The 13,252-nt window shown below is 57.6% G+C and carries 11 protein-coding genes; all 11 read right to left on the bottom strand.

Annotated features, from left to right (window positions below; all coding sequences use genetic code 11):
- Positions 1 to 4: 4 nt before the first annotated feature.
- Positions 5 to 1,525: an NADH-quinone oxidoreductase subunit M gene (nuoM, locus tag AB1748_RS14250; RefSeq protein ID WP_128084683.1), complete on the bottom strand. Its 1,521-nt coding sequence runs from the start codon at positions 1,523 to 1,525 to the stop codon at positions 5 to 7.
- 205 nt (positions 1,526 to 1,730) lie between these two features.
- Positions 1,731 to 3,566 (bottom strand): NADH-quinone oxidoreductase subunit L, encoded by a 1,836-nt coding sequence (gene nuoL, locus AB1748_RS14255; RefSeq protein WP_111140106.1) that lies wholly within the window; start codon positions 3,564 to 3,566, stop codon positions 1,731 to 1,733.
- A complete protein-coding gene (gene nuoK, locus AB1748_RS14260; RefSeq protein WP_003854236.1) occupies positions 3,563 to 3,865 on the bottom strand; it encodes an NADH-quinone oxidoreductase subunit NuoK in 303 nt (100 codons plus the stop codon). Before nuoK ends, nuoL begins: the two co-directional genes overlap by 4 nt.
- The gene (gene nuoJ / locus AB1748_RS14265) at positions 3,862 to 4,413 is read right to left on the bottom strand and encodes an NADH-quinone oxidoreductase subunit J (protein WP_111140107.1); all 552 of its coding nucleotides are present in this window, start codon (positions 4,411 to 4,413) and stop codon (positions 3,862 to 3,864) included. Before nuoJ ends, nuoK begins: the two co-directional genes overlap by 4 nt.
- A gap of 10 nt (positions 4,414 to 4,423) precedes the next feature.
- A complete protein-coding gene (gene nuoI / locus AB1748_RS14270; protein WP_111140108.1) occupies positions 4,424 to 4,966 on the bottom strand; it encodes an NADH-quinone oxidoreductase subunit NuoI in 543 nt (180 codons plus the stop codon).
- An 11-nt stretch (positions 4,967 to 4,977) separates the two neighbouring features.
- Complete coding sequence (gene nuoH / locus AB1748_RS14275) at positions 4,978 to 5,955, bottom strand: NADH-quinone oxidoreductase subunit NuoH (RefSeq protein WP_009089020.1); 978 nt, start codon at positions 5,953 to 5,955, stop codon at positions 4,978 to 4,980.
- On the bottom strand, positions 5,952 to 8,675 hold the full coding sequence (gene nuoG, locus AB1748_RS14280) for an NADH-quinone oxidoreductase subunit NuoG (RefSeq protein ID WP_367395658.1): 2,724 nt from the start codon (positions 8,673 to 8,675) through the stop codon (positions 5,952 to 5,954). Before nuoG ends, nuoH begins: the two co-directional genes overlap by 4 nt.
- A gap of 112 nt (positions 8,676 to 8,787) precedes the next feature.
- Positions 8,788 to 10,128: an NADH-quinone oxidoreductase subunit NuoF gene (nuoF, locus tag AB1748_RS14285; RefSeq protein ID WP_208721853.1), complete on the bottom strand. Its 1,341-nt coding sequence runs from the start codon at positions 10,126 to 10,128 to the stop codon at positions 8,788 to 8,790.
- A gap of 2 nt (positions 10,129 to 10,130) precedes the next feature.
- Positions 10,131 to 10,646 carry an NADH-quinone oxidoreductase subunit NuoE gene (gene nuoE, locus AB1748_RS14290; RefSeq protein ID WP_111140112.1) on the bottom strand — a complete coding sequence of 172 codons (516 nt, stop codon included), beginning with the start codon at positions 10,644 to 10,646 and terminating at the stop codon, positions 10,131 to 10,133.
- A 2-nt stretch (positions 10,647 to 10,648) separates the two neighbouring features.
- Entirely contained in the window at positions 10,649 to 12,448 is a 1,800-nt protein-coding gene (nuoC, locus tag AB1748_RS14295; protein WP_293771992.1) for an NADH-quinone oxidoreductase subunit C/D, read from the bottom strand.
- A 113-nt stretch (positions 12,449 to 12,561) separates the two neighbouring features.
- Positions 12,562 to 13,239 (bottom strand): NADH-quinone oxidoreductase subunit B family protein, encoded by a 678-nt coding sequence (locus AB1748_RS14300; RefSeq protein WP_009089012.1) that lies wholly within the window; start codon positions 13,237 to 13,239, stop codon positions 12,562 to 12,564.
- Between the last annotated feature and the right edge of the window lie 13 nt (positions 13,240 to 13,252).

Raw genomic sequence — 13,252 nt, forward strand, 5'->3', positions numbered from 1 at the left:
CGAATTACGGCCTTGTAGTTGAAATTGAAGCGGTAAACCACTGCTGAATATTGCTCATGGCAGCGTGCGAAGTATCCAGAATCGGCTGTGGATAGACGCCCAGCAGCACCAGCAGCACCACCAGAACACCGATGGTCATAAACTCACGCGGGGACATGCCTGGCAGCGGGTCTTTCGATTTCGCTTCGCCGTAGTAAGCGCGCTGCATCATCACCAGCGAGTAAACGGAGGCGAACACCAGACCAAAGGTCGCGATGACGATAATCGTCGGCACCACCTGGAAACTGCCTGTCAGGATCATAAACTCGCCGACGAAGTTACCGGTACCCGGCATACCGAGGTTGGCGACCGCGAAGAACAGCGACAGACCCGGGATCCACTTGATGCGCGACCAGAGTCCACCCATCTGACGCATATCGCGGGTATGCAGACGCTCATAAAGCTGACCACACAGGATGAAGAGTGCGGCGGCGGAGAGGCCGTGCGCAATCATCTGAATCACCGCACCCTGCAGCGCCAGCTGGCTGCCGGTATAGATGGCAATCAGCACAAAGCCCATGTGCGAAATCGAGGTGTAGGCGATCAGGCGTTTGATATCGGTCTGCGAGAAAGCCATCCAGGCGCCGTAGAAGATACCGATGATGCCCAACCAGTTGGCAATCGGCGCAAACTCGGCGGAGGCGTTCGGGAACAGCGGCAGGCTGAAGCGCAGCAAACCGTACGCTGCGGTTTTCAGCAGAATACCGGCCAGGTCGACGGAGCCCGCGGTCGGTGCCTGACTGTGCGCGTCCGGCAGCCAGCCGTGCAAAGGCACCACCGGCATCTTCACGGCGAAGGCGATAAAGAAGCCCAGCATCAGCAGGTATTCCACGCCACTCGACATCGGAGTCTGCAGCAGCTGCTCATAGCTGAATGTCCAGACGCCGGTCGCGTTGTAGTGAACAAACACCAGTCCCAGAATCGCAATCAGCATCACCAGACCCGACGCCTGGGTATAGATGAAGAATTTGGTCGCCGCGGAGATACGGGTTTTACCGTCTGACGCTTTATGACCCCAGAGCGCGATGAGGAAGTACATCGGCACCAGCATCATTTCCCAGAAGAAGAAGAACAGGAACAGGTCGATGGAGAGGAACACACCGATCACGCCGCCCAGGATCCACATCAGGTTCAGGTGGAAAAAGCCCTGATACTTTGAGATCTCATTCCAGGAGCAGAGCACCGCCATCAGACCCAGCAGGCCGGTCAGCACCACCATCAGCAGCGACAGCCCATCAATGGCTAAATGGAAGCTGATGCCGAAGCGTGGGATCCAGGGAACGGAGAAACTTGACTGCCACTGCGGAATGCCCGCTGCCTGCGTCAGTGAATAGCCTCCCTGCAACCAGAGTTGCAGCGAAAGCGCCAACGTCAGCCCCATGGTAATCAGCGCGATCCAGCGTGGCACCTTCGCGCCGAGGCGCTCAGTGAGCCAGCAGATCAGACCGCCGACGAAGGGTATGATAATTAGCCAAGGTAATAACACGGCACACTTCCCTTATATTTCCTTTTCTGAGCTACCCTACTCGCCATTTTCACCCCCGGCAGTGCTGGCAACCCTCACATACCTTAGTATGCTCCGGTCGCTGTGCGCTGGCGGTGATGAAACGGGCTGCGTCGATAACGCTCATTACTCAGGTTATTTTGACATTCTTCATTGGGGTGAGCGAACTCACCCCGCTCATCAATCTTTAAATCACCAGCAGCAGAGCCAGCACCAGCACGGCACCGACGCTCATTGACGCCACGTACCAGCGCAGATAGCCGTTTTCACTGACCACCAGGCCTTTGTTAGCCACGCGCGACAGCAGCGCAGGCAGGTTCATCACGCCATTCAGTGGGTCGCGCTTCAGCAGCCACGCAATGCCCAGATAAGGTTTGACGAACACTTTGTCGTAGAGCCAGTCGAAGCCCCAGGCCGCAAACCACCAGGTGCCGAAGAAACGGCCCGGTGCGCTGTTTGCGATACGGGTAACCAGCTCACGTTTGCCCAGCCACAGCGCAGCCGCGATCAGAATGCCGACGATTGCGACAACGCCAGAGGTGATTTCCAGTCCCACTTTGCCCGCTTCACCAGATTCATTGGCTGGCAGAACGCCCGCCAGCGGTGGCGTGATCAGCGCACCAATGAAGGTGGAGAGCAGCAGCAGCACGATCAGCGGCAGGTGATGAGTAATACCCTTGCCGGCGTGCGCGTGGATTTTCTCTTCACCGTGGAACACGATAAAGATCATGCGGAAGGTGTAGATGGAGGTGAGGAACGCCCCGACCAGACCCGCCACCATCAGATTGATGTGACCGTTAGCCAGTGCGCCAAACAGAATCTCATCTTTACTGTAGAAGCCCGCCGTCACCAGCGGCAGTGCCGCCAGCGCCGCGCCACCGACCAGGAAGCAGGTGTAGACCAGCGGAATGCTCTTGCGCAGGCCACCCATTTTGAAAATGTTCTGCTCGTGATGGCAGGCCAGAATGACGGAGCCCGACGAGAGGAACAGCAGCGCTTTGAAGAAAGCGTGCGTCATCAGATGGAAAATCGCCGCATCCCATGCCTGAACACCCAGCGCCAGGAACATGTAGCCAATCTGACTCATGGTGGAGTACGCAAGAACGCGTTTGATGTCGGTCTGCACCAGCGCCGCAAAACCTGCCAGCACCAGCGTAATCGCGCCGACAATGCCCACCAGATGCAGCACTTCCGGCGTCAGCAGGAACAGACCGTGGCTGCGGGCGATCAGATAAACCCCCGCCGTCACCATGGTCGCGGCGTGGATCAGAGCCGAAACCGGGGTCGGACCGGCCATCGCATCCGCCAGCCAGGTCTGTAACGGCAGCTGCGCCGATTTACCGACCGCGCCACCCAGCAGCATCAGCGTTGCCCACTGCAGCATATGGTTGTCAGCAGCGAAATGTGCCGGTGCCAGTTCCATCATCTCACGGAAGTTCAGCGTGCCCAGCTCGTTGTAGAGTATGAACAGGCCGAAAGCCAGGAAGACGTCGCCGACGCGGGTGATGATGAACGCTTTCATCGCCGCTTTGCCATTTTCCGGGTTGCTGTAGTAGAAGCCGATCAGCAGATAGGAGCAGAGCCCTACCCCTTCCCAGCCCAGATACATCAGCATCAGGTTATCGGCCAGCACCAGAACCACCATGCTGGCGATAAACAGGTTGGTATAGGCGAAGAAGCGGGAATAGCCCTCCTCTCCACGCATGTACCAGGAGGCGAACATATGAATGAAGAAGCCGACGCCGGTCACGACCGACAGCATGGTCAGCGACAGGCCATCCAGCGTCAGGTTAACTTTCATGTCAAAGTTGCCGACATGCATCCAGGTCCAGAGTGACTGGGTGTAAGCCTGCTGACCGTTAGCGAAGAAGTCGAAACCGATCATCGCCGTAGTCAGGGCCGCCAGACCCACCGATCCCATACCTACCGTGGCCGACAGGTTCTCAGACCAGCGACCGCGCGAAAACGCTAACAGCAGAAAGCCGATTAGCGGAAACAAGACAGTTAAATAGAGAAGATTCATCCGCGCATCTCGCTCACAGTATCAATGTTCAGCGTCTGACGACGACGATAGAGCTGAAGCAGCAGTGCCAGACCGATACTGGCTTCCGCTGCCGCCAGGCTGATCGCCAGGATATACATCACCTGTCCATCGGCCTGACCCCAGTAGCTTCCGGCAACCACCAGAGCTAAAGCGGCGGCGTTGATCATGATTTCAAGGCCGATCAGCATAAACAGCAGATTGCGGCGTATCACCAGTGATGTCAGTCCGAGGACAAACAGCACGGCGGCAAGAATCAATCCATGTTGTAACGGGATCATGCGCTCTCCTTTTTCACCTGGGCGGCGTCAGCAGGACGGTTGCTCAGAACTTCACCCTGACGCTCTTCACGACCAATGTGGAACGCCACGACCAGCCCCGCCAGCAGCAGCATGGAAGCCAGCTCAACGGCCAGGACATAAGGACCAAACAGGCTGATGCCGACCGCTTTCGCGTCGATGACGGTGCCATCGATGCCCTGATCATTTGCCGTCAGAATGGCATAGACCATCACCACCAGCAGCAGCATCGAAGCCAGACCCGGTCCAATCCACAGTGACGGGCTGAGCCATTCACGCTCCTGCTTCTCAGTCTGTTTGCCCAGGTTCAGCATCATGACCACGAAGACGAACAGCACCATAATGGCCCCGGCGTAAACGATGATCTCCAGCGCACCGGCAAAGTAGGCACCCATTGAGAAGAAGACACCGGCGATCGATAACAGCGACACGATCAGGTACAGCAACGCATGTACCGGATTAGTATGGGTAATGACGCGCAACGTCGTCAGCACCGCTACCAGTCCGCAAAGATAAAACGCAAATTCCATGCCTTGCTCCTTAAGGTAATAAGCCTTTGACGTCGACAGGCTTCGCTTCGTTTTCCGCGTCGCCCTTATCTTTGCCGTCAATCGCCATACCCGCCATGCGGTAGAAGTTGTACTCCGGATATTTACCCGGTCCCGAAATCAGCAGATCGTCCTTTTCGTACACCAGATCCTGACGCTTGAACTCACCCAGTTCGAAATCGGGGGTCAGCTGAATCGCCGTGGTCGGACAGGCCTCTTCACACATGCCGCAGAAGATGCAGCGTGAGAAGTTGATGCGGAAAAACTCCGGATACCAGCGGCCATCTTTGGTTTCTGCTTTTTGCAGCGAAATACAGCCGACCGGACAGGCCACCGCACAGAGGTTACAGGCGACGCAACGCTCGGCGCCATCCGGGTCGCGGGTTAACACGATACGACCACGGTAACGTGGCGGCAGATAAACCGGCTCTTCCGGGTACATCTGAGTTTCACGTTTGGCGAAGGCGTGCAGGCCGATCAGCCAGATACTGCGAACTGTCGTGCCAAAGCCTACGACAATATCTTTCAAAGTCATTTGTTAACCCCTTACGACGCTGTGTAGAGAATCACTGCGGCCGTAGCCAGCAGGTTCAGCAGCGTCAACGGCAGACACACTTTCCAGCCGAATGACAGCACCTGATCGTAACGTGGACGCGGAAGCGCAGCACGGATCAGGATGAACATCATCATAAAGAACGCCGTTTTCAGGGCGAACCAGATGAACGGCGGCAGGAATGGGCCGTGCCAGCCACCAAAGAACAGCGTCACGATCAAGGCTGATACGGTGGTAATAGCCACATATTCGCCGACAAAGAACAGGCCGAACTTCATACCGGCATATTCGATGTGATAACCATCTGCCAGCTCCTGTTCCGCTTCCGGCTGGTCAAACGGGTGACGGTGACACACCGCCACGCCCGCAATACAGAAGGTCACGAAACCAAAGAACTGCGGGATGATGTTCCACAGATGCGTCTGGCTGTTAACGATGTCGTTCATATTGAACGAGCCCGCCTGTGCGACGACGCCCATCAGCGACAGCCCCAGGAACACTTCATAGCTCAGGGTCTGCGCCGAGGCGCGCATAGCACCCAGCAGCGAGTATTTGTTGTTACTCGACCAGCCAGCAAACAGCACGGCATACACGGCCAGGCCCGCCATCATCAGGAAGAAGAGCAGACCGATGTTCAGGTCTGTCACCATCCAGGTCGGCGACACCGGCACGATAGCAAAGGCCAGCAGCAGTGAAACGAAGGCGATAACCGGCGCCAGGGTAAAGATAAAGCGATCGGTAAACGGCGGGACCCAGTCCTCTTTAAAGAACATCTTGATCATGTCCGCGACCAGCTGCAGCGAGCCGCCCCAGCCTACGCGGTTAGGTCCGTAACGGTTCTGGAACAGGCCGAGCAGACGACGCTCGGCGAAGCTCATGAACGCGCCGCAGGCCACGACCACCAGCAGAATGACGATGGCTTTAACAATGGCCAGCAGAATGTCGATAACGTCCGGTGTTAACCAGCTCATTGCGCCGCCTCCTGCAGAGTCTCAATTTTACCGTTCGCCAGGAATGGCGGAACGCCCGGCATGCCCAGCGGCAGGCCAATCTGTCCCGCCTGCAGTGACGCCGAGAGACGAACCGGCAGACGCACGGTTTCACCGGCACAGCTGAACTCTGCCGCTGCGCCCTGGTTCAGGCCCAGTTTCGCTGCATCTTCCGGGTTAATCACCAGCGCAGGCTCGGCCATACGCTGCTGGAAGACCGGTGAACGCTGTGACATCTCTTCGCTGCCGAACAGGCGATGAAGCGGTGCTACGCGCCACTGCGCATCACGACTGAAGGCAGCCGGAACGGTGGTGAACCACGGCAGCTGAGCGCTGCTGGCGTCAAACAGGCGCACGCCCGGATCGCCGTGACGCAGTTTGCCGCCCACTTCGGCCTGGAACTTGTTCCACGCCTGCGGTGAGTTCCAGCCTGGCGCCCAGGCAAACGGAATCTGCGAACGCGGCGCCGAAGGCTGGTTGTTCCCTTCCATAGAGAAGGCGAACATCGTGTCCTGATCCTGCGGCTGGCGCGGTTCATGCACGCTGATATTGGCGCGTGCCGCTGTGCGTCCGCTGTTACGAATAGGCGAGCGCGACAGTTTCTGACCGCGAATACGGAAGCTGGCATCCGGTGCCGCTTCTTTAATGCCAGCCAGCTGCGGCAGACGGGCCACCACGGCATCGATCACATGATCGAGCTGCGTCCAGTCCACATGACGGCTTTCCAGGGTGCTGTGCAGCGAATGCAGCCAGCGCCAGCTCTCCAGCATCACCACGCTGTTGTCGTAGTACGCCGGATCGTAAACCTGGAAGAAACGCTGAGCGCGACCTTCATGGTTGATCGAGGTGCCATCGCTCTCCGCGAAGCTGGCGGTCGACAGCACCAGACCGGCTTTTTCCAGCGTTGCAGTGCGCTGATGGTCAACCACGATAACGTTGGTGGTCTGGGCCAGGGCGGCGTCCACCTGCGCTTTTGGCGCATGGCGATAGAGATCGTTTTCCAGCACGACCAGCGCATCCGCTTCACCGCTGCTCAGCTGCTCCAGCGCATGCTCCAGCGGATTACCGCCGATCATGCCCAGGCCCATGCTGTTAGCGTGATCGGCCAGCAGGGTAATGCCGACATCCGCGCCGCGCGCTTTCAGGGCTCTGGCCACGTTCGCTGCGGCTTCAATTACCGCCGTGCTGCCCGCGTGGGTGCCGGAGATAATTAACGGTTTTTTCGCTCCGGCCAGCGCCTGAACGACCACATCCATTTTTCCGCTGAGCGCGCTGTCGAAATCGGCAACCGCAGGCGCGGATTCATCCAGCGCGCTGGCGATCGCGAAGCCGAGACGCGCCTGATCTTCAACCGGCGCGCGATAGCTCCACGCGGCGATATCATCCAGACGGGTTTCATCGACGTGCGTGACAAACAGCGGATGCTTCGCGTTCTGACCGATGTTCAGGATCGCAGCGATCTGCCAGTCAGCCACTTTCTGCGCCGCCGCCATGTCGCGGGCTTTGCCTTTCACCGCCTGACGCACCGACAGGGCGACGCGGGCGCCGACCTGCGTCAGATCTTCACCCAGCACCAGCACCGCATCGTAACTTTCAATTTCGCGCAGCGATGGCGTATAGATCCCACCTTCTCGCAGCACTTTCAGCATCAGTTCCAGACGTGCCTGCTCATCGGCGGGCATCCCGGTCGAGAAGTTTTCTGCACCGACCAGCTCACGCAGCGCGAAGTTGCTTTCGATGCTGGCGCGCGGCGAGCCGATACCAATCACTTTTTTCGCCTGACGCAGCAGATCGGCACCGGCGTTGACCGCCTGTTCGGCGTTCAGCGTGACCCAGTCGTTGCCACGCAGCAGCATCGGCTGACGCGGACGATCTTTACGGTTCACGTAGCCATAGCCGAAGCGGCCACGGTCGCAGAGGAAGTAGTGGTTGACGCTGCCGTTGTAGCGGTTTTCGATACGGCGCAGTTCGCCATAGCGCTCACCCGGGCTGGTGTTACAGCCGACGCTGCACTGCTGACAGATGCTCGGCGCAAACTGCATGTCCCATTTACGGTTATAGCGTTCGGAGTGGGTCTTGTCGGTGAAGACGCCGGTCGGGCAGATCTCCACCAGGTTGCCGGAGAATTCGCTCTCCAGCGTGCCATCTTCCGGGCGGCCGAAGTAGACGTTGTCGTGCGCACCGTAGACACCCAGATCCTTGCCGTCGGCATAATCTTTGTAGTAACGCACGCAGCGGTAGCAGGCGATACAGCGGTTCATCTCATGGGAGATAAACGGACCGAGATCCTGATTACGGTGGGTACGTTTGGTGAAGCGATAGCGGCGGAAACTGTGGCCGGTCATCACTGTCATATCCTGCAGGTGACAGTTACCGCCCTCTTCGCACACCGGGCAGTCGTGTGGGTGGTTGGTCATCAGCCACTCCACCACGCTTTCGCGGAACTCTTTCGCTTCGCCATCATCGATGGAGATGAATGTGCCGTCAGAGGCCGGCGTCATGCAGGACATGACGAGACGACCACGGGTATCTTCGGCATTCTGGAATTGCTTTACCGCACACTGGCGGCAGGCCCCAACGCTTCCCAGCGCCGGATGCCAGCAAAAGTAAGGAATATCAAGGCCCAGAGAAAGACATGCCTGTAGCAGGTTGTCCGCTCCGTTCACATCATACTCTTTACCGTCTACATGAATTGTAGCCATAGTGACATGCTTCCGTAAGGCTCGTCAGAGACGAGCGTTAATCATATTCTTGCCCCGACACACGACATTGTCGGGGCGGCGGCACCAGGCCTGTTCCGTGTTCTGCGGCGGATTACCAGCGTGCTTTCAGCAGGTTAGGCTGAATACCGCCAATTGCGCGGGTATTACCAAACACCTGCGGTGCCATGCCGGCTTCAAACTCTTCACGGAAATATTTGATGGCACTCTGCAGTGGCTCAACCGCACCCGGCGCATGCGCACAGAAGGTTTTACCCGGGCCAAGCTGACGGCAGAGTTGCAGCAGCGTTTCGATATCACCAGGCTGACCCTGCTTCTGCTCCAGCGCACGCAGAATTTTTACGCTCCACGGCAGACCATCACGGCAAGGCGTACACCAGCCGCACGATTCGCGCGCAAAGAACTCTTCCAGATTGCGCACCAGCGAGACCATGTTGATTTCGTGATCCACCGCCATCGCCAGCGCGGTACCCAGACGGCTTCCGGCTTTACCGATGCTGGCGAACTCCATTGGCAGATCCAGATGCTGATCGGTCAGGAAGTCCGTACCGGCGCCACCGGGCTGCCAGGCTTTAAACTTCAGTCCGTCGCGCATGCCACCGGCATAATCTTCAAGAATTTCACGCGCGGTGATACCAAATGGCAGCTCCCAGACGCCGGGATTTTTCACCCGTCCGGAGAAGCCCATCATCTTGGTGCCGGCATCTTCGCTTTTCGAGATGCCTTTGTACCACTCCACGCCGTTAGCCAGAATTGCCGGGACATTGGAGAGGGTTTCGACGTTGTTGACGCAGGTCGGTTTACCCCACGCGCCCGCACTCGCCGGGAATGGCGGTTTGGAACGCGGGTTAGCACGACGGCCTTCCAGCGAGTTAATCAGCGCCGTCTCTTCACCGCAGATATAACGGCCCGCACCGGTGTGGACGATCAGCTCAAAGTCGAAACCGGTTCCGAGAATATTTTTCCCCAGATAGCCCGCTTCGGTCGCTTCGGCAATCGCACGACGCAGATGCACCGCAGCTTCGATATATTCGCCGCGCAGGAAGATGTAGCCGCGATACGCTTTCAGGGCAAAGGCGCTGATCAGCATGCCTTCCACCAGCTGGTGCGGCATCTGTTCCATCAGCAGACGGTCTTTATAGGTGCCCGGCTCCATCTCATCGGCGTTACACAGCAGGTAACGGATGTTCATCGACTCATCTTTCGGCATCAGGCTCCACTTCAGTCCGGTAGAGAAGCCTGCACCGCCGCGCCCTTTCAGGCCGGAATCTTTAACGGCTGCGACAATTTCATCCTGTGACATGGTCTTCAGCGCTTTATCCGCACCGGCGTAGCCGTTTTTGCTGCGGTATTCGTCAAACCAGACTGGTTGTTTGTCATCACGCATCCGCCAGGTCAGCGGATGGGTTTCAGCAGTACGAATGATCGTTTTCATTGTCATTGATACTGCTCCAGCAAAGTCGGGATGCCTTCCGGCGTCAGATGAACATGCGTATCTTCATCCACCATCATCGTTGGCCCCTTGTCACAGTTGCCCAGACAGCAGGTTGGCAGCAGCGTAAAGCGGCCATCGGCCGTCGTCTGGCCTGGTTTAATGTTCAGCTGCTGCTCCAGCGCAGCCTGAATGCCCTGATAACCCGTGATATGACAGACCACGCTGTCACAGTAACGAATCACATGACGGCCAACCGGCTGACGGAAGATCTGACTGTAAAATGTCGCCACGCCTTCAACGTCACTGGCCGGAATGCCCAGCACCTCAGCAATCGCGTTGATAGCGCCATCCGGCACCCAGCCGCGCTGCTTCTGCACGATCTTCAGCGCTTCGATTGAGGCTGCACGCGCATCTTCATAGTGGTGTTTTTCGTGCTCGATGGCGTGATGTTCTTCCGCGCTCAGCACGAAGACCTCGTTAGGGTCGATCGTTTTAATGGCAATGTGTTGATCGTGCATAATTAGCGGTCCACGTCTGACATAACAAAATCGATACTACCCAGATAGACGATCAGGTCGGATACCAGGCTGCCGCGGATTACCGAAGGAATCTGCTGCAGATGCGGGAAGCTTGGCGTACGCACGCGGGTGCGGTAGCTCATGGTGCTGCCGTCGCTGGTCAGGTAGTAGCTGTTGATCCCTTTGGTCGCCTCAATCATCTGGAAGGATTCATTGGCGGGCATGACCGGTCCCCACGAAACCTGCAGGAAGTGCGTGATCAGGGTTTCGATGTGCTGCAGCGTGCGCTCTTTCGGTGGCGGCGTGGTCAGCGGGTGGTCCGCCTTGAACGGCCCTTCTGGCATATTGTTGAGGCACTGCTCAAGAATACGCAGCGACTGCCACATCTCTTCCATCTTCAGCTGAACACGGCTGTAGGCATCGCTGACGCCCGATCCGACCGGGATTTCAAAATCGAAGTTTTCGTAGCCTGAATAGGGACGCCATTTACGCACGTCGAAGTCCAGACCGGTGGCGCGCAGACCGGCACCGGTGGTCCCCCACGCCAGCGCCTCTTCCATATTGTAAGCGGCGACGCCTTTAGAACGGCCAATCAGCACCGAGTTACGCAGTGCGGCCTTGTCATACTCTTTCAGGCGCTTCGGCATCCAGTCCAGGAAGTCACGCAGCAGACGTTCCCAGCCGCGCGGCAGGTCGTGCGCCACGCCACCGATACGGAACCAGGCCGGGTGCATACGGAAACCGGTAATGGCTTCGACCACGTCGTAGATTTTCTGACGATCGGTAAAGGCAAAGAACACCGGCGTCATGGCACCGACGTCCTGAATAAAGGTGGAGATGTAGAGCAGATGACTGTTGATGCGGAACAGCTCGGAGAGCATCACGCGGATCACATTAACGCGATCGGGCACCACGATACCGGCCAGCTTTTCCACCGCCAGAACGTAAGGCATCTCGTTGACGCAGCCACCGAGGTATTCAATACGGTCGGTGTAAGGAATGTAGCTGTGCCAGGACTGGCGCTCGCCCATCTTCTCGGCACCACGATGGTGATAACCGATGTCGGGAACGCAGTCGACGATCTCTTCACCATCCAGCTGCAGAATGATGCGGAACGCACCGTGCGCCGACGGGTGGTTAGGCCCGAGGTTCAGGAACATGAAGTCTTCGTTGGTGGTACTGCGCTTCATGCCCCAGTCTTCGGGCTTGAAGGTCAGCGCCTCCATCTCTAAATCTTCTTTCTGTTTGGTGAGCGTAAAGGGATCAAATTCGGTCGCGCGCGCCGGGTAATCTTTGCGCAGCGGATGCCCTTCCCAGGTCGGCGGCATCATGATGCGCGTCAGGTGCGGGTGACCGTCAAAAGTAATCCCGAACATCTCCCAGGTTTCACGCTCATACCAGTTGGCATTCGGGAACAGGCGGGTAATGGTGGGCAGGTGCATGTCATTTTCAGACAGCGCCACCTTGAGCATGATGTCGCGATTGCGTTCAATCGACAGCAGGTGATAGAAAACGGAAAAATCCGCTGCAGGCAGGCCTGCGCGGTGGGTACGTAAACGCTCATCGACGCCATGCAGGTCATACAGCATGACGTAAGGCTTGGGTAATTTACGCAGGAATTCGGTGATTTCCAGTATCTGTTCACGCTTTACCCACACCACCGGAATACCGGTACGGGTTGGCTGAACGGTAAAGGCATCCGGCCCAAAACGGTTACGCAACTCGCCGATCACCGGGTCATCGAGGTGATCACGGGTTTGCCATGATGGCTGAGCGAGATCTTGCGTGGTCAAATCTGTCATACGTTACTCACCATTCCGGCCTGGTCTCAGGCACTCAAATGAAGGCGTCAGGATGGGGCCATGCATTAAATTGTGATGTTCTGCTGCAGGCGCGATTGTCCATCCATACGGTGTTAAACTTCGTCCGGGCTGCGCAGGTTTGTGACTGCGATGCGCTCGCCGCGTTTTCTTTCACGCTCCGACTGCATATTGGCGCGATAAACGCCCTGATCGCCCACTACCCATGAGAGCGGACGGCGCTCTTTGCCGATCGACTCCTGCAGCAGCAGCAGCGCCTGCATGTACGCTTCCGGACGTGGCGGGCAGCCTGGAATATAAACATCAACCGGAAGGAATTTATCGACGCCCTGCACAACCGAATAGATGTCATACATGCCGCCGGAGTTCGCACAGGCGCCCATGGAGATGACCCATTTCGGTTCCAGCATCTGATCGTAGAGGCGCTGAATCACTGGTGCCATTTTGGTGAAAGGGGTGCCGGCGATGACCATAAAGTCAGCCTGACGTGGCGAGGCACGCATAACTTCTGCACCGAAACGGGCGACGTCGTGAACCGCGGTGAACGAGGTCGTCATTTCCACGTAACAACAGGACAGGCCGAAGTTATAAGGCCAGAGTGAGTTTTTACGTCCCCAGTTCACCATGTCATGCAGGGCATTTTCGAGTTTGCCCATGTAAACGCTGCGGTGAACGTGCTGCTCCAGCGGATCACTGACGATTTCCTGCTTTTGCAGAGGGTAACGGTCGTTCTCACCACCGTTCGGGTCTATGCGGGTGAGCGTATAGTCCATCTTATTGCCTCTC

It is taken from the genome of Pantoea sp. Ep11b (assembly GCF_040783975.1).
GTDB lineage: Bacteria > Pseudomonadota > Gammaproteobacteria > Enterobacterales > Enterobacteriaceae > Pantoea.

Coding starts and splice junctions, on each gene's coding strand:
- nuoK (WP_003854236.1), bottom strand. CDS start 3,865: ATGATCCCGTTACAACATGGATTGATTCTTGCCGCCGTGCTGTTTGTC.
- AB1748_RS14300 (WP_009089012.1), bottom strand. CDS start 13,239: ATGGACTATACGCTCACCCGCATAGACCCGAACGGTGGTGAGAACGAC.
- nuoL (WP_111140106.1), bottom strand. CDS start 3,566: ATGAATCTTCTCTATTTAACTGTCTTGTTTCCGCTAATCGGCTTTCTG.
- nuoG (WP_367395658.1), bottom strand. CDS start 8,675: ATGGCTACAATTCATGTAGACGGTAAAGAGTATGATGTGAACGGAGCG.
- nuoI (WP_111140108.1), bottom strand. CDS start 4,966: ATGACTTTGAAAGATATTGTCGTAGGCTTTGGCACGACAGTTCGCAGT.
- nuoJ (WP_111140107.1), bottom strand. CDS start 4,413: ATGGAATTTGCGTTTTATCTTTGCGGACTGGTAGCGGTGCTGACGACG.
- nuoC (WP_293771992.1), bottom strand. CDS start 12,448: ATGACAGATTTGACCACGCAAGATCTCGCTCAGCCATCATGGCAAACC.
- nuoE (WP_111140112.1), bottom strand. CDS start 10,646: ATGCACGATCAACACATTGCCATTAAAACGATCGACCCTAACGAGGTC.
- nuoF (WP_208721853.1), bottom strand. CDS start 10,128: ATGAAAACGATCATTCGTACTGCTGAAACCCATCCGCTGACCTGGCGG.
- nuoH (WP_009089020.1), bottom strand. CDS start 5,955: ATGAGCTGGTTAACACCGGACGTTATCGACATTCTGCTGGCCATTGTT.